Here is a 19,071-nt window from a genome sequence, read left to right as displayed (position 1 = left end):
ATTACTAGGAAATTATGAAAAAATTGGAGGCATTTCTATGAGCAAAATAAAAGCAAGTGAGGTATTCACTCCTGGTTCGATTCCCGAATATACATACAATGAAAGGAAGGAAAAAAAACTTGAAAATGATCTTCAAATCGAACTAGAGTTTGGAGGGAAGATAATAGTTCTATCAGGCCCTTCTAAAATTGGAAAAACAGTTTTAGCGAAAAAATGCTTGCCGGCTGACAAGGTGGTCTTTATTCAGCCGAGTGATTTAAAAGGGGAAATTTTAGAAGAGGTTATAGCATCTTTAATTGAGGTTCCTAGTAATGAAACTAATACAGTTAGAACTAAAGACGCTGTTGAAGCTCATATTTCTGCTGAAGCAGAAGTCTCTGTGGCGAAATCATTTCTTCATTTTTTTAAAGCTAAATTTAACAGTTCAGCAGGAATTAAAGGTGAAATGATAAGTGAAAATGAAGTTACTCAAGAGTATAAAAAAAGTTTGCTCAAACAAACGACAAAGTATTTAATAGATAATGAATTTATATTAGTATTTGATGATTTTCATTATTTAGAACCACACGAACAAACTGAAATAATACATAAGTTAAAACCATACATATTGGAGAAACTCCATGTTTGTATTATATTAATTCCTAATAGAGGCGAGGATGTAGTGAGAGCCGAAAGAGATATGGAAGCTAGGATTAATAACATTAGAGTGCCTGAATGGGAAGAAAAGGAACTAGAATTCATACCTACTTCCGGTTTTGAAAAATTAAATATTCTTCTTGGAGGAGAGGTTATTAAATCTTTCATTGAGAACAGCTTTAAAAACCCTTATCTTATGCAGGAGATTTGTGCACATTTTTGCAAACAACATGGAGTACGAGAGCAATGTGATAGTCAGTATAAAATTAATTTAGACCCCGATGATCTGAAAACCATTTATTCCAAATTGCCTCAAACTAATGTAACCTTATTAGAGAAATTAAAAAACGGAAAAGTTACTAAAGGTCAAAAAAGAAATTCGTATGATATGAAAGATGGTTCAAAGTTAGACTCATATGAGATTATTCTTAAAGGACTTGCAGAAGTAGCACATTATGAGGACATCCCAATTAAATCCTTTGTAAAAGTAATAAACGATTTACTTATTCCTGGAGAAAAGGGTATGTCTAGAAGTCACATAGTATATACATTAAATAAAATGGTTGATATCTGTAAGGAAACCTCTCCTTTAGAGCCTGCCTTAGATTATAATACTGATACAGAGAAAATTATAATGAACGATCCGTTTTTTCGCTTTGGTGTTAGATGGCAAGTATAACTATATATACGTAGTTATACACACATATTAGGAATGTGAGCAGATACATAACTATTTAATAACTCATATTTGAAAGTGAGTGAGTGTCCATTTTGTGCCCAAAATTAATATAAAACGGTGTAAATGGATGTAATGAATAGCTTCAAATGCTTGAAATGACGGGGTTTTGTAACTAATGATAAGCTTTCACTTTATTGAGGACCCAGCGGGTGAATAACCCGTGGAGGTTCAAGTCCTCTCGGCCGCATCTCAATGATACCAAGGGTTTAACCACCTTTGGTATTTTTTTGTGCTTATTTTTAAATGATCTACTGCCCACAAACTGCCCACTTACCTAAAGTAAGTCATCTGCAGTAGACATCGCACAAATATTTTCATCTTTATAGGTAGTTACTAATGCCTCAAACTCCAATTTGCCAAAGCAGAGAAAGTGCTGCTAAGCAAGGAAGAATACCAAGACTTCGAGGAAAATGTTTGCTGATGTTGAAAATTTTTCGATTGAAGTCGCTGATTATTTTCATGAACGAGGAAGCTTAATGCTCTCTACGAAAAATAAAAAAGGGGAGATTATTGATGAAAATCAGCCGATGTCTATTGGCTGCAGTGATTTTAGGTAGTGTATTTTCAATAACTTATTTTCAAAGTGATCAAAATACTCAAACTATCTGGACAATACTTTGCTTGGTTCTTATTTGTCGATAGTCGCCGTAACGAAAGCACTAAACAACACCTTAAAGAGATTCTTTTGATATGACGGACACATATGACAGTTTGTGATTGTCAAAATTCAATGTTTAATCCTTGTTCAACTTACCCAGTTCAGTTAAAAGATTGTTAAAATTGTGATAAATGTATGAAAGGATTAAATGTTCATATCGAAACATTAGGATTACAGGGAAGGGGAACAAATACATGTCGATATACCAAAAATAAAACCATTACCTAAGAAATGTTTCTTTATTTCCAGCTGGATTTTAAAAAAAATTTTGTTAGGTGTCATGCAATAAATTCAATTGTCGGTGATTGGCCTGTTTAAATGCATCCATTATTTCATACCCGGTGCTACTTATTTCTGTTGTAGTCTGTATACTGATTAATAGGTAAAGAAAGTCGAAAAGGTATACGACATTCTTCATACAAATTAAAGTTTTGAATGGAAGAGCAGGATTACTCCTGCTCTTTTTCTTTCTAATTGGGCTAGGTTAAACGCAGACGGTTATTCCTTGGGAAAAACAAAAAAATTTCTTCTATCCATTGACTAGCTTGGCTTTAGCCGGGTTTCTATCACCCTGTTGGGCTTGTCAGATTTTAAAAAGGTATGCTACGTTTATAGTGTTTTGTTTCACCTGATTGCGGGGTAATAAAGATAGAATCAGTAAATAAAGACGTAATGGAAGAACTAAAATATAGGTTTAGGATCCTTTGAAGAAATAAAAGTTTTTTTTTGATTGTGATAATATTCACAATAGAGCTGTATGAAGGGGAATCATTTCTCCAAATAGTCTGCAGAAAACACCAACCACAGCCCAAGGATATATCACTAACCGCTTTGGCTGGTATTATCTGTTGGATGTTTCTCTTTTTGTTGCTTTTTGTATTATTTTTAGTCCAATCGGCAAAAATAAGTTAAGGAAACCAGCGAAAAAACTGAATTTCATCCTTCTTTCCTGGTTTACAATGTTATTTGGCGCTGGTATGGATATTCGTCTAGTCTTTTAAGGTACAGTTGAACCAATCATCCACTATGCCGTTAGCTCTCCATCAGGTGAAACAGAAACCCCCAGACTTTAGAGAAGCATTATGCTATACATTCTGGGACTGCATGCTTGGACCGTTTATACGCTTGTATAATGTGGATTTGATAATTAAGGAGTTGATATTATTAAATGAAGTTTAACAAGAAAAAAATTAACGTTGTAGACATTCAAAAAGCGAAGAAAAGCGTGTTTGCTACAGGGATAGGAAACGCGATGGAATGGTTTGATTTTGCTTTATATTCTTATTTGGCAGTTATTATTAGTAAAAACTTTTTCAGTCCGGTTCAAAACGATGAATTAAAGTTAATATTTACTTTTGCTACATTTGCAATTGCCTTCTTACTTAGACCGGTAGGCGGAATTATTTTTGGTAAAGTGGGTGATAAATTTGGTCGGAAAATAGTATTAACAATTACTATTTTAATGATGGCTTTATCTACTTTAATAATTGGTGTGCTTCCTACCTATGACCAGATTGGTGTATGGGCCCCTATATTATTACTCTTAGCTCGTATTCTGCAAGGTTTTTCTGTGGGTGGAGAGTACGCTGGTGCAATGGTATATATCGCAGAATCTTCTCCAGATAATAAACGTATAAGGTTAGGCAGCGGTTTAGAAATCGGCACATTATCTGGTTATATAGTAGCGTCTGTTTTAGTTACAGTACTTTTCTGGACTTTATCTGATGTTCAAATGAATAGTTGGGGATGGAGAATTCCTTTCTTCTTAAGTATTCCAATAGGATTATTTGGTTTATATTTGAGAAGTCATTTAGATGAATCACCAATCTTTGAAAATGACATCTCTGAAAACCAAGAACAACAACCAGGTTTATTAGAAGTCATTAAAACATATAAAAAAGATATCTTTTTATGTATCGTATTTGTGGCATTTTTCAATATAACCAATTACCTATTGTTAGGTTATATGCCTTCTTATTTAGATGAGAACCTTGGTATAAGTGATAATATAAGTACACCGATTACAGCAATTGTATTGATTATTATGGTACCGTTCGCTTTAACTTTTGGTAAATTGGGAGATAAATTAGGAAATAAAAAAGTTATAACAATTGGATTAGTATTAGGAATTGTATTTTCGATTATCTCTTTTCAATTTCTTAATATGGGGAGTCTAATATTTTTATTTATAGGACTTTTAATGTTAGGTATTGTATTATCTGTATACGAAGGTACTATGCCAGGATCTTTACCTACGTTGTTCCATACTGACATTAGATATCGAACATTATCCTGGACATTCAACTTATCAGTTTCTATTTTTGGCGGAACAACACCTTTAGTTGCTTCTTGGTTAACCCATGTGACAAGAAACAATTTGGCGCCGGGTTTCTATTTATTAGCAGTTAGTTTAATTGGCTTAATAGTTGTGTTAACCTTATTTAAAGATACTTCAGGTAAATCTTTAAAAGGTTCTTACCCAACAGTTGCTTCTAAAGCTGAGTTTCAAGAAGCTGTTGAAAATCCAAAAGATTCACTGTGGTGGAAAATGGAACAAACAGAAAAGGAATGAAAAAAACATCCATTTAATTGACCGGCTACTCGAAATACAGACTCAGAGTAAGCTGGGATTATCCGAGCAGCAATGACTGCAGCTCTTTTATATTCTGGAGGGCTTACTGCTTTGCAAAAGCAGCGTTGCTATTCTCGATCGTCATTATTTTATTGGTTGTGTCCTAATAATAAAACATTGACGCAAGAACGAAGAGAAATTAAAAGGTCCGAGCAATACAGCAAAATAAGAAATAAGAAGCTTTGTTATGCCAGTTCTTCTCCCGAAGGAGAGCTGGCTTTTTGTTTTCTATATGGGGCCCAAAGCAGAAAACGAGAACTTGTACGCTAACTAATAATCCTATTGTTTTTATCAACAAAGGTTTTTTGGATATGAAGAGGGTGAACTGGTGAAAAAATAGAGTTTGTTGTGGAGTTAGCTTTTCAATTAGGGACATCTCAACAACAAAATAATAACCAGCCCGATTAAAAAGCTCATCAAAAGTTCCATTATTCCAACGTGAATATATTTGCGATAAGTTATTGAATCAATATACGATCCACTCAATTATTTGAGTGGATCTGTTTGTTTTTTATTTATTTGCAGCAGTCTCTATGTGACGAAACAATAGATGAATTAAAACCCTTTACGCAGCCAGGTTGCGGCAAGATCAATTGCTCCGCGCGCAGCTTCAGTTTTAGCTAAGGCGTTGAGCATCACGAAATCGTGAATGATACCTAATGCAGTATTTGATAAAACCGGTTGTAATGAAGAAGAAATTAAAAGTTATAACAAGGAAATTCGTAATTTACTTAACATGCTGACAACTGAGCAATAGTTTTATGAATATAGATGGAGGGCCCTGCGGGTGAATAACCCTTGGAGGTTCAAGTCCTCTCGGCCGCATCAATGATACCAAGGGTTGTAGATCGCCCTTGGTATTTTTTTTGCGGAAAATTCATCTGTTACTGTATAGTAGGCCGTATGATTTGTCAGTCACCTTCATCCTTCTGCTGACTGCGTGCAGCGGTAGTAAATATGATAATGCAATTAATGAAGTGATGAAGCAGGAGAAGAAAGTCAGAAAAGAAATGCGAGCAGATTCAGATGAGTACAAAAGAGATAACGCCATAATTCGTGTATATGATGACGGGAAGTATATTCAACTTGCGTTTTATCAGCCAGAAGAAAGTTCTCGCAAGCTTACTGCTTATTCTTATTATGAGAAGCTTGGAGATTCTTATGAGAAAATGACACATATGCCGGGTGATAGTGATGGCGACCGCCTTGGTCTTTATAAGAAAACACCTGATTATAAAGAGGTTAAAAGCAAGGAAACAAAAACAATGTGCTTGTTCATTCCTGATAGGGGAACAATTGTTTCACCGTTAAGTTGTTGTGTGAGAGCCAGTATGTTAAAATGCTACGTAGATTTAATAATAAAGTTTAGATTCAAGGAGATTTATTTATGAAGTTGGATGAATTTACCATTGGGCAGGTTTTTCAAACTAAATCTTTTGAATTAACAAAAGAGAATATAATGAATTTTGCAGAAGTGTATGACCCACAATACATGCATTTAAATGAAGAAAAAGCAAAAATGGGCAGATTTAATGGAATTATTGCTTCTGGAATACAAACGTTATCTATTACTTTTAAGCTTTGGATTGAAGAAGGGTGTCATGAAGACGATATTATTGCTGGGACAGGAATGAATAATATAAAATTCCTAGCACCCGTTTACCCTAATGATAAACTGCACACTATTGTTAAGGTTATTGATAAAAAACCAAATAAAAGCCAGACGGGGATACTTACTGTATCGTTATCTACCTATAATCAGAAAGAGGAAAAAGTGTTTGAAGGGGAGTTATCAGTATTAATGAAACGCTAAATGACTTTTGTGGCATATCATCGTCACCTTTCATTTTTTATAGGTGTCTGGATGAAATAAGCAATCATCTTAATGAATTGATTGGACTTTGAGTCTGCTCTTTTTTATTTGCTCAACTTATGTCAAGAAACAAAGGAATAACAATAACGAAAAAATCATCTCGTAAATACGAATTTAAACATTGCTGCCTTGAGGTTTTTTGCATATTTCTCTGTATCATTGCACCGGATGAATATCTATAATGAGCGTTCTATCCTTCGATGTTATGTTTCCTTTTTACTTTTTGGTTTTGTCAGTTCAAAGCTGTACTTTACCATGTCATGGATTTGGTGCTCTGGGAGTCCCCCATCTAAGGTAAGAGTATTCCAATGCTCCTTGTTCATATGGTATCCGGGCTTGATTTCTTCAAAAAGACTACGTAGAAAATCAGCCCTTTTAGGTTCGCATTTAAGGTTGACACATAAGTGTTCGTCGCGGGTGAAGATAAGTGCAAATATTTTCTTATTCCCTTTGTGCCGAATTGCAGTCCAACCATCTCCAAAAGGATGGTCTTCATAAGAGTTTGGAAAGGTTAGGCAGTAATCTTTTATTTCATCATAATTCATTATCAATTCACTCCATACCTCATTATTTTTATATACAGAACATATTCGTTCAAACTAAGATTTGCGGTTTCTTTTATACAATCCGTGATTTCCTCAAGTATTTGTTTGAACTTAGCTTCTGAACCTTGAGTTGTTGGATAGTAATACTCACCCCTATTAAAGAATCTGGCATCGTCTGCATTGTCGTTAATTTTTCCTCTGTATCATGAGCATATTTATATCCCTTACCGTAATCTAAATCTTTCATCAAAAGGAGCAGACTTTATGTCTGCTCTTTTTTTGTTCATGAAAAAGCCATTTTTCTTATCCCCAGTCTGATAAAAGATTTTCTGTGAAATCATTTAACAATTATTGGTCAATTTTTCTTTTTCAATAATATCCTTTACCACATCCTCAATTGTGATATGCCCAAGAGCTTTTTCCAAGGCAGATTGGGCTATTTCAAATATTGGACCAATTGTACTTTGAATGTTCCGGCCTACAGGACATTGAGGATTGGGATTTTCATGTATACTAAACAATTCTTTATCTTGAACAACATGAACTGCTCTGTAAACATCAAGTAAGGTGATTTCAGTTAAATCCCTCGCTAATTCAGCTCCTGCAATACCTGGCCGAACTTTTACTAAACCTGCTTTTTTCAGCATCCCCATAATTTTTCTTATGAAGGCGGGATTTGTATTTACACTTCCAGCTAAAAATTCAGAAGTGCTAATTCCGTCTTCATTTATTTCAATAAGAGCCAATATATGAATTCCTACAGCAAAACGGCTGCTAATAGACATGATTTCTTCACCATCCTAATTACGTTCACTCTTTATAGTACACTTGTAACTGAATGTATTACAAGTTCTTTTACTCTAATATGCTCAATTAACAAGATGATAAAAGTATTGACAAATAAACGAGGTGTAACTAAAATTATTACATGTAATCAATATGGTTACATTTGAAATTTTGAATGATTAGGAGGACTTTAAATTGAAAATTGGAATCATTGGTGCAACCGGAAAAGCTGGAAGTCTTATCTTGAAAGAAGCGGTAAGCAGGGGACATGAAGTAACTGCAATTGTAAGAGATGCTGCAAAACTTAAAGAGGAAAAGATTTCAATCATTGAAAAAAATATAATTGATCTTACATCGGATGATCTAAAAAAGTTAGATGTAGCAGTTAATGCCTTCGGTGCTCCATTAGGAGAAGAACAGGCACATGTAGATGCTGGCCGGGCATTAATTAGGGCATTAAAAGGAACGGGCACAAGAGCTGTAATTGTAGGTGGAGCAGGGAGTCTTTATGTAGACGAAAATAAAACTGTCAGTGTAATGGATACACCTGATTTCCCGGAGATTTTTATTCCAACAGCTAAAGGGCAAGGTCGTAACTTGCAAGAACTAAAGGAAACTTCTGATATTAACTGGACATTTATCAGTCCTTCAGCGGTATTTGACCCAGACGGGAAAAGAACTGGATTTTATCAGTCAGGAAAAGATCATCTTCTTGTGAATTCGAAAGGCGAAAGTTATATCAGCTATGCAGACTATGCAATTGCAGTATTGGATGAAATTGAAAATCCAAAACATATAAATGAACGCTTTACAGTTGTTGGAGAAGCTGAATAAGTTCCATGTATAATAAGTATCTTTCCTAATCCTGTGTAAAATTATTGAAGGTCAGAAAATGATCTCCATCTCGATTAAATCTTTATTAGCAATGGCCAGCCGGGATACAAAAAGCGTATGAAGATTATACCCAGCTCTTTATCGGGCCAAACTCTCTCCATGCTCCCCTATGTGAATCAGTTTATTTAGACCGTAAACTTTGATTGTTTGAGGAACAAACATGACAAGTTAATACCGTTAAAATAAGGGTATACTTGAGTGATCGTTTGGAAACTTGTGCAGAAACAAAGCTATACCAGTGAACAGTCAAGAATATCTTGTACTTGAACAAGAAACAGCTGAGCTTTTTAAAGAAACCTTTAACAATCAATATGAAGTACTGGGTTTGAAGGCATTCGTGATTCATTTTCACGGTGTTTTCAAACCATAGCTATTAACAGGCATCTTATTTTGCACTGGTATCGACAGGTTTAACAAATAAAACATGAATGAACACATTATTAATTTGCAGTTATTTCCGTTTCGTGCTATGATAAAGGAGAATTATTTTTGTTCGTGTAAAGGATAGTATGAATATCGACTTTTCGTCTTGATGATACTTTGGGCAAGGATAGTAATACAATGTGTAACACACTAGGAGGCAACAAAAATGGAACAAGGTACAGTTAAATGGTTTAATGCAGAAAAAGGTTTTGGATTTATCGAACGTGAAAATGGAGACGATGTATTCGTACACTTTTCTGCAATCCAAAGTGACGGATTCAAATCTTTAGACGAAGGTCAAAAAGTAACGTTTGACGTTGAGCAAGGTGCTCGTGGAGCTCAAGCTGCTAACGTTCAAAAAACTGCTTAATCTTTAATCGTTTATACAAACAGGCTCTTTATGCAGGGCCTGTTTTTTTATGTTCTCTGTATCATACTGAATAAAAAAACCCTACTCAACGTTCGAGTAGGGACAGTTGCTACAAGGTAAGAAAAAGGTTTAAAACCTCAAAGGATTGTTTACAGTATAACATACCGGATTGACGATATGTGGAATATATATAAATGATTTGTTTTTATGTTCTCAATATATCTGTATGTTATTCTTTGTTACAATTCGCATATCTCTTTTATGAAAAGAAGATAAACAACTGCTATTCACTGTGGAAGCAGATGTAAGAAATTCTTAAAGATAAAGAGGAGAGTGGTTGTTTTTTCTTCCGGAAATAATCACTTAGACCTAAAACAATGAAAGCCCTGCCTCTCTTCCATCCTTACGGCTCCTTGTCCGTGCCAGTGTGAATCAGGATTACAAAAATCAAGTGACTATTTCATCGAGTTTTTTGATAAAAATTCAAATGTTCGTTGAAGAAAAAAATAAAACAGATTAGATTGTTGGGGTAATAAAAGGGGTTAATGTTTTAAAAGTAAGTTGAAGAAGTTAAACATCTAATCGTAATATTCCGAAAACTTTCGGGTGCTTTTTGGAATGCAAAACATTATTTAAAATTAACCTTAGCAAAAACTTTTTATTTGTTTTTCAGTGATTCCTTTAATGAATTCCAGTTCACTAATCAAAAATTCATATGCATGATCCAACATTTTTTTTTCGCTTGAATTAAGTGCTTTTTCTTTCTTCATCCGCCTTAAATCACGTACAACTTCAGCGCCTTCTTGTATTTCACCCGTTTTTATTTTGTTCGTGTTTACTATATACCTTTGCTTCCACGGCAGTAGCCTATCTGATTCTCCATGCTGAAAAATGTGTATAATGTGTTTTAATGCACGTATATCAGTAACCGGCCGTATATTTGAACTCAATATTTTACGCGTTGGAATCATAACTGTCATATTACTGATTGACATTCTTATGACATAATACTGTTGTTTTTCCTCTAAGAATTGTTTTTCTTCTATGGCTTCAATTGTACCTGCTCCATGCATTGGATAAACAATGTTATCGCCAATTTGAAACATATCATCCACCTCCATATATAGGAACTTAACTTAAGGTTATCATATATGGAGTGAGATATCAAATTTTTAATGATAACATGGTCATTTATTGGTGTCAATAACTTTTTTTAAAAAACAACATCAAAACAAGAGGGAGCCTGTGGGATTCCTAAAAAAGGAAAGGTCAATTGGTCCGTGTATATCTTGGAATCTCGACTAATTAACAGAGATCAGTTTTTCGTTGAAAATGAGTTATTAAATCTCCTTTAGGAGTTCATGACTTGACATCAATGACAGCAATTGAATCCTAGGTTTGTTTACTTTTTTACTTTTTCGATGTCTTCTTCTCCTCAAGGATACCAATTATGCAATTAAGAGCATGTTAAGTAAATATGGAGACTTCTTGTGATTAATCTTTTGGGTTTAACGTAAAACAGGGGGTACTAATATTAACTCTTTATAATCATTCTCATGCCGTCTTGAAAATTGACAGTATACCTGTAAGGGTATAATATTGATTCACAAACATTATCTAGTTAATAATGTAGTGTGATAAAGCATAGTATGAAGTGATAGTTGATAACATGCAAATATATAAATTTCAAAGAAGGAGTTCAACGCATGGAATATGATCAAAAGATTAAAAATCGCTTACGCCGGATAGAAGGACAGATAAAAGGTGTATTGACCATGATGGAACAAGGAAAAGATTGCAGAGAGGTTGTGACCCAATTAGTTGCTTCACGTAATGCGATCGATCGAGCAATGGGTTTGATTGTGAGCACAAACCTTGAACATTGTGTTCGTGAAAGTTTAGAAAAGGGAGAAGACACACAACACTTAGTAAAAGAAGCGGTCGAATTATTGGTAAAGAGCCGATAAAAAAATTCATCAACCTATCATCTTTAAGGTTGACGAATTTTTATATTTATTATAATATACCCCTGCCGGTATTTCGGGTTGAATAATAGGAGATCTTTCGAAAAAATTTTAATTCCGATATACCCCCTGGGGTAATAGTGATTAGTCAGGAGAATAGACATGACAAAACAAACAAAACGCACAACAATTGTTTTATTTAGCGGCGAATATGACAAAGCAATGGCAGCCTATATTATTGCAAATGGTGCAGCTGCCTACGATCATGAAGTGACGATCTTCCATACGTTTTGGGGATTAAACGCTTTACGTAAAGAAGAGCTGATTCCAGTGAAAAAAGGATTTCTTGAAAAAATGTTTGGAAAGATGATGCCTCGCGGTGCTGATAAGATGGGTTTATCTAAAATGAACTTTGCAGGTATGGGCCCTAAAATGATTAAAAATGTGATGAAAAAGCATAATGCACTTACGTTGCCTCAGTTGATTGAGATGGCTCAAGAACAAGGTGTAAAGCTCGTAGCTTGTACGATGACAATGGATCTTCTTGGTTTACAGGAAAAAGAACTATTAGATGATATCGACTATGCTGGTGTAGCTGCTTATTTGGCAGATGCTGAAGAAGGCAATGTCAACTTATTTATCTAATGTTATCCATTGCAAATTGAATAAGTGAAGGGGGTTATAACACTATGAATAGCGGAGTAATGTTCAATACTTTACTCATTTTATTTTTACTTTGGATCGTATTTCGACGTTTTTTCCCATTGCATGGTGTTAAACAAATAACAACTGCTGATTTAAAGTCAGAGCTGAAAAATAAAGACAAACAGTTTATAGATGTACGAACACCTTATGAGTTCCGCACAAGGCATATTAAAGGGTTCAAAAATATTCCTTTGTCTATCTTGCCTCGTCAAACTCATCAGCTTTCGAAAGACAAAGACGTCTTTGTGAGCTGCCAAAGCGGAATGAGAAGTATAAAGGCAAGTAAAATATTGAAGAAACAAGGGTTTAAAAATATCACAAATATAAAAGGTGGTATGAATACATGGTATTAACATCCAGAGAGTAACTTTTTGCATATTTATATACCCCCACCCCTATATGAGAAAAGGAGGAAAAAATGATGAAAGCAAATATTGTACTAGACGCTAAAGGTTTGGCGTGTCCAATGCCTATCGTAAAAACGAAGAAGAGTATGAAGGATTTAAAAGCTGGTGACATATTAGAAATTCAAGCGACAGATAAAGGTTCTACAGCAGATCTGGAAGCATGGGCAAATAGTACAGGCCATGAATATCTAGGTACTGAAGCAGAGGGCGAAGTCCTTCGTCACTTTCTTCGAAAAGGAGGAGAGCTTTCAGCAGAAAATGCAGCTTCAATTCCTGAGATTTCATTAGAAGCTTTCAAACAGAAAGTGGATAGTGACGAGTCTCTTAACATTTTAGATGTACGAGAGATAGAGGAGTATGAAAATGCTCATATTCCTGGAGTTGTGCATATCCCTCTAGGTGAAGTGGAAAAGCGCTCTAACGAATTAAACAAAAATGATGAAATTTATATTATCTGCCATTCGGGAAGAAGAAGTGAAATGGCGGCCCACACCATGAAAAAACAAGGTTTTAAAAAGGTTATTAATGTTGTCCCCGGTATGCGGGATTGGACAGGTAAAACAGAAAAAGGAGGTATGTAAACATGACCGTTCAAGCACTTACCGCAAAAGAAGTCACACAAAAAATCTTTAACAAAGAATCTTTATTTATTCTGGATGTGCGTAATGAAAATGACTTTAACGATTGGAAGATCGAAGGACATTGTTTTGACTATTTAAATGTACCGTATTTCGATCTTTTAGATGGCGTAGAAGGTATCTTGGAGAAAATTCCTTCTGATAAAGAAGTGCTGGTCGTTTGTGCAAAAGAAGGTTCATCCGTCATGGTATCCGAAATGCTTTCTGAAGCAGGTCATTCTGTATCCTATCTTAAGGGTGGAATGAAAGCATGGAGTGAACATTTAGAGCCGGTAAAAGTCGGGGATTTAAAAGATGGCGGTGAGATGTATCAGTTTGTTCGTATCGGTAAGGGCTGCCTGTCATACATGGTCATTTCCAATGGTGAAGCAGCGATTATTGATGCGACACGTATGGCGGATATTTTTATAGACTTTGCGAAAGAGAAGGGCGCGGAGATTACTCACGTATTTGATACACATCTTCACGCAGACCATATTTCAGGCGGCAGAGTCATAGCTGAAAAAACAAAAGCAACCTACTGGTTACCGCCGAAAGATGCAGAAGAAGCGGTATTTGATTATCAGCCGCTGGAAGAAGGCAACGATATTGTCATTGGAAACACAAAGATTGGCATTCAACCGATTTATTCACCGGGGCACACGATTGGCTCCACTTCTTTCATTGTCGATGATCAGTATCTTCTTTCAGGTGATATCTTGTTTATTGATTCAATCGGAAGACCAGACTTAGCCGGTATGGCAGAAGATTGGGCGGGAGATTTAAGAACAACGCTTTATAGCCGTTACAACGCGTTATCAAAGGATTTAATTGTATTACCGGCACACTTTATGATCATTGACGAGCTAAATGAGAATGGAAGTGTTGGTAAAAAACTACGTACATTATTTAGCGAGAACCATGGTTTGAACATTGCGGATGAAACAGAATTTAGACACCTAGTAACAGATCATTTGCCTCCGCAGCCAAATGCATACCAAGAGATTCGAGAAACAAACATGGGGAAAATCAGCCCAGATGAAGAAAAACAGCGTGAAATGGAGATTGGTCCAAACCGCTGTGCAATACGGTAACACAAGTTTCTATTAAAAAGAGGAGAGATGAACATGAAATCAGATAAAGTATTAGACGCAAAAGGCCTGGCATGCCCAATGCCAATCGTCAGAACAAAGAAAGCGATGAATGAACTGGAATCAGGTCAAATATTAGAAGTGCATGCAACAGATAAGGGAGCTAAAAATGATCTTGCAGCTTGGTCTAAATCAGGCGGGCATGACCTTTTAGAGCAAACTGATGAAGGCGATGTATTGAAATTCTGGATTAAAAAAGGCTAATAAATGTGAAAGGGTATCGAATACAAAGATGCCCTTTTTCTTTGAAAGGAGGAACCAAAATGGATATTGCCTTTATCACAACTCTTTTCATTATAGGGTTTATTGGTGCCTTTATTTCCGGAATGATGGGTATTGGCGGATCAGTTATTAATTATCCAATGCTATTATACATTCCTTCTTTAGTGGGAGTGATGTCATTAACTGCCCATGAAGTTTCAGGGATAGGGGCTATTCAAGTTTTCTTTGCGACACTTGGCGGTGTTTGGGCTTATCGTAAAAGTGGTTTTTTAAATAAAGCATTAATTATGTACATGGGAAGCAGCATCCTTTTAGGGAGTGTATTGGGGAGTTACTTTTCTCATTATATATCTGAAAAAGGAATTAACTTTATATACGGAATTCTGGCTATACTAGCAGTTGTTTTAATGTTTATACCTAAAAAAGGACAAGAACATAGCGAAGACGAAGAAGTGATATTTAATAAATGGTTGGCTTCGTCCCTAGCGTTTATCATTGGCGGCGTATCAGGTATTTTAGGAGCTGGCGGCGCTTTTATCCTGGTCCCCATTATGTTATCGATTTTAAATATCCCTGTTAGAATCACAGTCGCTTCATCTCTTGCGATTACATTTCTTTCATCTATTGGCGCAACAGTTGGAAAAGTAATCACGGGCCAGGTTCTTTTTGCACCGGCTCTGGTTCTTATGATTGTCAGTTTAATTGCTTCTCCTATTGGCGCATCTGTTGGGCAAAAAGTAAATACAAAATTCCTGCAATGGATTTTAGCGTTATTAATAAGTGCGACAGCTATTAAAATTTGGTTAGAGCTCCTTTGATATGAGTCAGCGGGTAAAATGAAAGATTAAAAGATTCATCACTCCTTGGTTTCTTATTCATGTTATAACACTTGCTCACGTTCAATAAATGTTTCAAGTGCTTGATGAAATTCTTTTTGATAATGGTGACTTGGGCAAGTCTTGACTATAGTACCGTGAAAAACATTTGACTTAGTTGCGACCAGTGTTTTATTTAGGACAGCGTTATGGGACACTATAAACCTGTACGTTTTAAAACGAAGATGGTGATTTTAACAAACATGGCGCCCAAGAGCAAGTCGTCTGGTTTGCCAGCTATCTTTTTTAAAGTCCCTTTTTCGATTAATGAAATGATAAAATAGGAGAAGACAGCCAAAAAGAAATGAGAGCAGATTCAGATGAGAAACACAAGAATAACTCATCGTGATCGTATTCGTACACATTTTTACAGAGGAGGACAATTATGATTGGAATACTGGCAGGAATGGGGCCAAAATCTACTGGGCCATTTGTAGATAAAGTAGTAGACGAGTGCCAAAAAATATATGGAGCAATACACGACATGGATTTTCCTCATATGATGATTTATTCTTGTCCGACTCCTTTCTACATGAATAAACCTCTCAATCATACGGACATGGAAAATGCAATTATTGAGGGGGCTGTAAAGCTTGAAAAAACGGGTGTTAATTTTATTGCAATCCCATGTAATACCGCACATATTTATTTTAATCAAATAAAAAAATCGCTTTCAGTCCCTTTACTAAACATGGTTGATGAAACCATAAAAAAAATACCTAAAGGCTCAAAAAAAGCAGCTCTTTTAGCCACCGTTCCTACGGTTCAATCTGGAATATTTCAAGAAGCGTTAAACAGAGAAGGTTATGATTTTTTACATCAAGATAGTTGGCAAATCTATGTCGATCACATAATAGAAAAGATTAAACAAGGTCAAACCGATGAGGCTGGTACATTATATGATGAATTACACCGTGAATTAGCAGAAAAGGTTGATACGGTTATCATTGCATGTACGGATTTAAATATGGTCACGGATCAAAAAAGCAGCGAACTTACCTTTGTTGATTCATCAGCTTGTCTCGCTCAAGCCATTGTAAATAAGTATGTATCATTAACAAAATGAGCCGTCTGATTTATCAGCAAATTCAGGGCGCTTTTTTTCCGTTAAAGCGCCCGGCTTCGGCAGATACATGATCCTCGATTACTTCTTTAAATGTAACTTCCCCGCGTTATTGTTCTTTTAACATTGAATATTTTCGATACGCTTTATAGAAACTGCAGCCAAAGAGAACGGCCATAAGAGCGGGAAGCGACCTTAAAAGGGCAAATGGAGTTTCAAATAAAAATGCTTTCCAAAACATTGCGCCTTCCATACTCCACAGACCTTCAGCTAAATACAAACCTGAATTCGTGTAAATCATATTACAATAAAACAAGCACAGTAACCCAAAACAAGATGAAAAACTCATTAGTCTTTTATAATAATTACTCTTTGATTGGCGATCCGAGAAGATTTCATTTTGATCATCATCTTCTTTTTGCCAATATCGAGTTCCAAGCCCCCAAGGGCCATTTATATAACTCCAGCCGAAGTCTTCATAGATCTCTCTGTAATCTTCGAATTTTTTCTTTGATAAATAATCTTGATAATCCAGTCTCATCACATATTTTTTGTCGGTTTTTTCGAAAGTGTATATTCCTAATCCGCTGATATTTGTACAACGATAGCCTTTTTGTAATTGTTCGTTCAGCCATTGCTCCTCTTTTTCAATATCAAAAAACATCTTAAATGTCTTCATTCGATTCACTTCCTTCGTGCAGGGATAAAATATGCAGTAACCTGTTTTGTTCCATTTTCAAAATGGCGCTTCCTTCCGCAGTTATCATATAAACTTTTCTCCGGCCCGACTCTCCAACAGGTTCAATCCAGCCATGCTTATTCAAGTTTTCAATCGCGCCGTATAATGTGCCGGCTGCTAAAATAACAGTTCCGTTACTCATCTTTTCGATCTTCTGCATGGCGGCATAGCCATGCAGCGGCTCCCGCAGAGCTAATAAAATATAATGCATGGTTTCAGACAGCGGTAATAATTTATGTTTCATATCCTCATCCTCTATTCAGTCTGACTATATAGTTAAACTTAATACAGTTCAACTGAATAGTCAATGGTCTTTTCAAAATTTGTCAAAGGAACTTGAAAATCAAATCTAAAAAGTCGCTTCCCTTACGTAATGGGAAGCGACTTTTGAGTAGTCCTATTCAATTAAATGGCCCGATTGTTGGTTGTAATGTTTAACTTCAGTGTTTGAAATGCCGGGCGGTAATAAGATTTCACTTTATCGAATGCCCAGCGTATAAATACCCCGTGAAGGTCCAAACCCTCTCGGCCGCATTAATAATACCAAGGGTTTTGAGTCCCTTGGTATTTTTTGTTCATTGTATGATGACGTAAACTTCTGACTTACTTAGTGGCTGTCGTTCCAGTTTTTCTCTATAAATGTATTCACAGGCTGTAAGTTGGTTTTGTTCGCAATTTCAATGACAGCGGGAACCACGGAAGGGTCTGTTTTGGAGAAGTTAGGAATCCGCGGATCTAACCGGAAAAAGCGATCTCCCAGCAGATTCGCGCTGACCATGGATTCATAGTAGCCATTTCCGCCGGAGATCATCTGAAGAAATGGCAGTAAAGGTTCATTAGGCGACCTGTCCAAAAGGACTCCCCAATTTGGAGGAAGGTTCTTCAGATTTTCGGGACGTATGTTATCCGCACTTACCATTCCCCACCCCCTCGTATCTCTTCTTAACCGAGTCGGGGCTTCACCTGTACCGATGGATAGCGCCGCAATTTGATCCAATGGCACGTTGGCTTTACCAACCGCAAACGCGATACTGGCCGTACTGGGGTTCGTTGCCACTACATATCCGTCCACGTAGTTTTGATAGGCTCGCTGCGTCGCGGGGGCACCGCTGCTCCGCAGTATGACATCACTCACTTTCTCATTTAAATAGGGAGAGCCGGGAAAGTTGTGAAATAATACGGGCGTCCAACGATCCAGTGCTGGGGAGTATAATTTGAATGAAGGGACAACAATTCGTTTTCTTACATCTTTAAGACGTAGGCCTGGCGGGAAAAAGTTTCGTACCGCTTTAATAAAACCGGAATATGGCAATTGTTGATTGAAAACAGGTCCGCCCGGCCGGGAAGTGCTGAATGCGGGCAGGATTTCATCCTCAAAATACTGAAGTGTTTCCTTCGGAGATCTTCCGCTTGCTAATGCAAGGGCAGTAAATGAACCGATTGAATTTCCCGCAAATACATGGGTTCGACTTATTAATGCTGGATTTTCTTCAGCCAGTCTGTTCAATAGTTGTAAACTTAAAGCACCTAAGGTACCGCCCCCGTCAAAGGTCATGATCCGATATTTTGCCAAAGCTGATTTCTCCTTTCTGATGAAAACTATCATTCAGTATATGTTCAGCCAGAGTCTATTGTATGGATGAATGAATATCTCCTTATCTTAAAAATGGTTTGATTATCAATCCAGCGAGTCGGGAAAGAATATGTTTTTTATTTAAAGAGGTTTTTTCCGGGAAAAAGGAGAATTATTCTTAAAAATAAAAGGGGGAAAA

Annotated in this window: 20 protein-coding genes and 6 pseudogenes; 19 read left to right on the top strand and 7 right to left on the bottom strand. The window is 36.2% G+C overall.

Annotation, left to right across the window (positions count from 1 at the left end; all coding sequences use genetic code 11):
* Positions 1-37 precede the first annotated feature (37 nt).
* The 6 genes and pseudogenes from AR442_RS02090 to AR442_RS02080 all read left to right on the top strand — a co-directional run bounded on the left by AR442_RS02090 (position 38) and on the right by AR442_RS02080 (position 4,605).
* Positions 38-1,315 (top strand): hypothetical protein, encoded by a 1,278-nt coding sequence (locus AR442_RS02090; protein WP_029974936.1) that lies wholly within the window; start codon positions 38-40, stop codon positions 1,313-1,315.
* Positions 1,316-1,776: 461 nt separating this feature from the next.
* A pseudogene (locus AR442_RS02085) lies at positions 1,777-1,932 on the top strand (tetratricopeptide repeat protein); the annotation flags it as partial.
* Positions 1,889-2,017, top strand: a complete 129-nt coding sequence (locus AR442_RS20790; RefSeq protein WP_228370356.1) for a hypothetical protein — start codon at positions 1,889-1,891, stop codon at positions 2,015-2,017. The pseudogene AR442_RS02085 and the gene AR442_RS20790, both read left to right, overlap by 44 nt.
* Positions 1,974-2,092: pseudogene (locus AR442_RS21050) on the top strand (IS1595 family transposase); the annotation flags it as partial. The gene AR442_RS20790 and the pseudogene AR442_RS21050, both read left to right, overlap by 44 nt.
* 705 nt (positions 2,093-2,797) lie before the next feature.
* Positions 2,798-3,163: pseudogene (locus AR442_RS19730) on the top strand (BCCT family transporter); the annotation flags it as partial.
* A 38-nt stretch (positions 3,164-3,201) separates the two neighbouring features.
* On the top strand, positions 3,202-4,605 hold the full coding sequence (locus AR442_RS02080; protein ID WP_014416971.1) for an MFS transporter: 1,404 nt from the start codon (positions 3,202-3,204) through the stop codon (positions 4,603-4,605).
* 615 nt (positions 4,606-5,220) lie between these two features.
* On the opposite strand, the pseudogene AR442_RS20785 reads toward AR442_RS02080, so the two are convergent.
* Positions 5,221-5,325, bottom strand: a pseudogene (locus AR442_RS20785) (esterase); the annotation flags it as partial.
* A gap of 227 nt (positions 5,326-5,552) precedes the next feature.
* On the opposite strand from AR442_RS20785, the pseudogene AR442_RS02075 reads away from it, so the two are divergent.
* Positions 5,553-5,927: pseudogene (locus tag AR442_RS02075) on the top strand (cystatin-like fold lipoprotein); the annotation flags it as partial.
* Between the two features lie 125 nt (positions 5,928-6,052).
* Positions 6,053-6,478: a MaoC family dehydratase gene (locus AR442_RS02070; RefSeq protein ID WP_053285490.1), complete on the top strand. Its 426-nt coding sequence runs from the start codon at positions 6,053-6,055 to the stop codon at positions 6,476-6,478.
* Positions 6,479-6,741: 263 nt separating this feature from the next.
* On the opposite strand, the gene AR442_RS02065 is transcribed toward AR442_RS02070, so the two are convergent.
* Together AR442_RS02065 and AR442_RS02060 are read right to left on the bottom strand one after the other, a co-directional pair.
* Complete coding sequence (locus tag AR442_RS02065; protein ID WP_053285491.1) at positions 6,742-7,083, bottom strand: MmcQ/YjbR family DNA-binding protein; 342 nt, start codon at positions 7,081-7,083, stop codon at positions 6,742-6,744.
* A 341-nt stretch (positions 7,084-7,424) separates the two neighbouring features.
* The gene (locus tag AR442_RS02060; RefSeq protein WP_021495071.1) at positions 7,425-7,868 is read right to left on the bottom strand and encodes an Rrf2 family transcriptional regulator; all 444 of its coding nucleotides are present in this window, start codon (positions 7,866-7,868) and stop codon (positions 7,425-7,427) included.
* A 196-nt stretch (positions 7,869-8,064) separates the two neighbouring features.
* On the opposite strand from AR442_RS02060, the gene AR442_RS02055 reads away from it, so the two are divergent.
* The 3 genes from AR442_RS02055 to cspC all read left to right on the top strand — a co-directional run bounded on the left by AR442_RS02055 (position 8,065) and on the right by cspC (position 9,556).
* Positions 8,065-8,703: an NAD(P)-dependent oxidoreductase gene (locus AR442_RS02055; protein WP_025650270.1), complete on the top strand. Its 639-nt coding sequence runs from the start codon at positions 8,065-8,067 to the stop codon at positions 8,701-8,703.
* Between the two features lie 104 nt (positions 8,704-8,807).
* Positions 8,808-8,906 carry a molecular chaperone TorD family protein gene (locus tag AR442_RS21045; protein WP_074534332.1) on the top strand — a complete coding sequence of 33 codons (99 nt, stop codon included), beginning with the start codon at positions 8,808-8,810 and terminating at the stop codon, positions 8,904-8,906.
* A gap of 446 nt (positions 8,907-9,352) precedes the next feature.
* Positions 9,353-9,556 carry a cold shock protein CspC gene (gene cspC, locus AR442_RS02050; protein WP_003156143.1) on the top strand — a complete coding sequence of 68 codons (204 nt, stop codon included), beginning with the start codon at positions 9,353-9,355 and terminating at the stop codon, positions 9,554-9,556.
* Between the two features lie 644 nt (positions 9,557-10,200).
* On the opposite strand, the gene AR442_RS02045 is transcribed toward cspC, so the two are convergent.
* A complete protein-coding gene (locus AR442_RS02045; protein ID WP_014416980.1) occupies positions 10,201-10,662 on the bottom strand; it encodes a CarD family transcriptional regulator in 462 nt (153 codons plus the stop codon).
* A 600-nt stretch (positions 10,663-11,262) separates the two neighbouring features.
* On the opposite strand from AR442_RS02045, the gene AR442_RS02040 reads away from it, so the two are divergent.
* From AR442_RS02040 to AR442_RS02005, 8 genes and pseudogenes are all read left to right on the top strand, one after another.
* Positions 11,263-11,523 (top strand): metal-sensitive transcriptional regulator, encoded by a 261-nt coding sequence (locus tag AR442_RS02040; protein WP_053285492.1) that lies wholly within the window; start codon positions 11,263-11,265, stop codon positions 11,521-11,523.
* Between the two features lie 159 nt (positions 11,524-11,682).
* Positions 11,683-12,165 carry a DsrE/DsrF/DrsH-like family protein gene (locus AR442_RS02035; RefSeq protein WP_003156140.1) on the top strand — a complete coding sequence of 161 codons (483 nt, stop codon included), beginning with the start codon at positions 11,683-11,685 and terminating at the stop codon, positions 12,163-12,165.
* Positions 12,166-12,209: 44 nt separating this feature from the next.
* Complete coding sequence (locus AR442_RS02030) at positions 12,210-12,578, top strand: rhodanese-like domain-containing protein (protein ID WP_053285493.1); 369 nt, start codon at positions 12,210-12,212, stop codon at positions 12,576-12,578.
* A gap of 65 nt (positions 12,579-12,643) precedes the next feature.
* Positions 12,644-13,213 (top strand): sulfurtransferase TusA family protein, encoded by a 570-nt coding sequence (locus AR442_RS02025; protein WP_053285494.1) that lies wholly within the window; start codon positions 12,644-12,646, stop codon positions 13,211-13,213.
* Positions 13,179-14,343: pseudogene (locus AR442_RS02020) on the top strand (MBL fold metallo-hydrolase). The gene AR442_RS02025 and the pseudogene AR442_RS02020 overlap by 35 nt, the downstream one beginning before the upstream one ends.
* A gap of 33 nt (positions 14,344-14,376) precedes the next feature.
* A complete protein-coding gene (locus tag AR442_RS02015) occupies positions 14,377-14,604 on the top strand; it encodes a sulfurtransferase TusA family protein (RefSeq protein WP_003156135.1) in 228 nt (75 codons plus the stop codon).
* Between the two features lie 59 nt (positions 14,605-14,663).
* Positions 14,664-15,440 (top strand): sulfite exporter TauE/SafE family protein, encoded by a 777-nt coding sequence (locus AR442_RS02010; RefSeq protein ID WP_029974195.1) that lies wholly within the window; start codon positions 14,664-14,666, stop codon positions 15,438-15,440.
* 442 nt (positions 15,441-15,882) lie between these two features.
* Positions 15,883-16,563 (top strand): aspartate/glutamate racemase family protein, encoded by a 681-nt coding sequence (locus AR442_RS02005; RefSeq protein ID WP_014416986.1) that lies wholly within the window; start codon positions 15,883-15,885, stop codon positions 16,561-16,563.
* Between the two features lie 106 nt (positions 16,564-16,669).
* Here the strand turns inward: AR442_RS02005 and AR442_RS02000 are convergent, their stop codons facing one another.
* From AR442_RS02000 to cotR, 3 genes are all read right to left on the bottom strand, one after another.
* The gene (locus tag AR442_RS02000; protein WP_017419206.1) at positions 16,670-17,239 is read right to left on the bottom strand and encodes a DUF2812 domain-containing protein; all 570 of its coding nucleotides are present in this window, start codon (positions 17,237-17,239) and stop codon (positions 16,670-16,672) included.
* Complete coding sequence (locus tag AR442_RS01995; protein ID WP_015239232.1) at positions 17,226-17,543, bottom strand: PadR family transcriptional regulator; 318 nt, start codon at positions 17,541-17,543, stop codon at positions 17,226-17,228. The genes AR442_RS02000 and AR442_RS01995 overlap by 14 nt, the downstream gene beginning before the upstream one ends.
* 363 nt (positions 17,544-17,906) lie before the next feature.
* Entirely contained in the window at positions 17,907-18,872 is a 966-nt protein-coding gene (gene cotR / locus AR442_RS01990) for a sporulation hydrolase CotR (protein ID WP_032866849.1), read from the bottom strand.
* Positions 18,873-19,071: the final 199 nt, after the last annotated feature.

Source organism: Bacillus velezensis (assembly GCF_001461825.1).
GTDB lineage: Bacteria > Bacillota > Bacilli > Bacillales > Bacillaceae > Bacillus > Bacillus velezensis.
The sequence above is the reverse complement of the archived record's forward strand: the minus strand, read 5'-3'. Positions and strand labels throughout refer to the sequence as shown.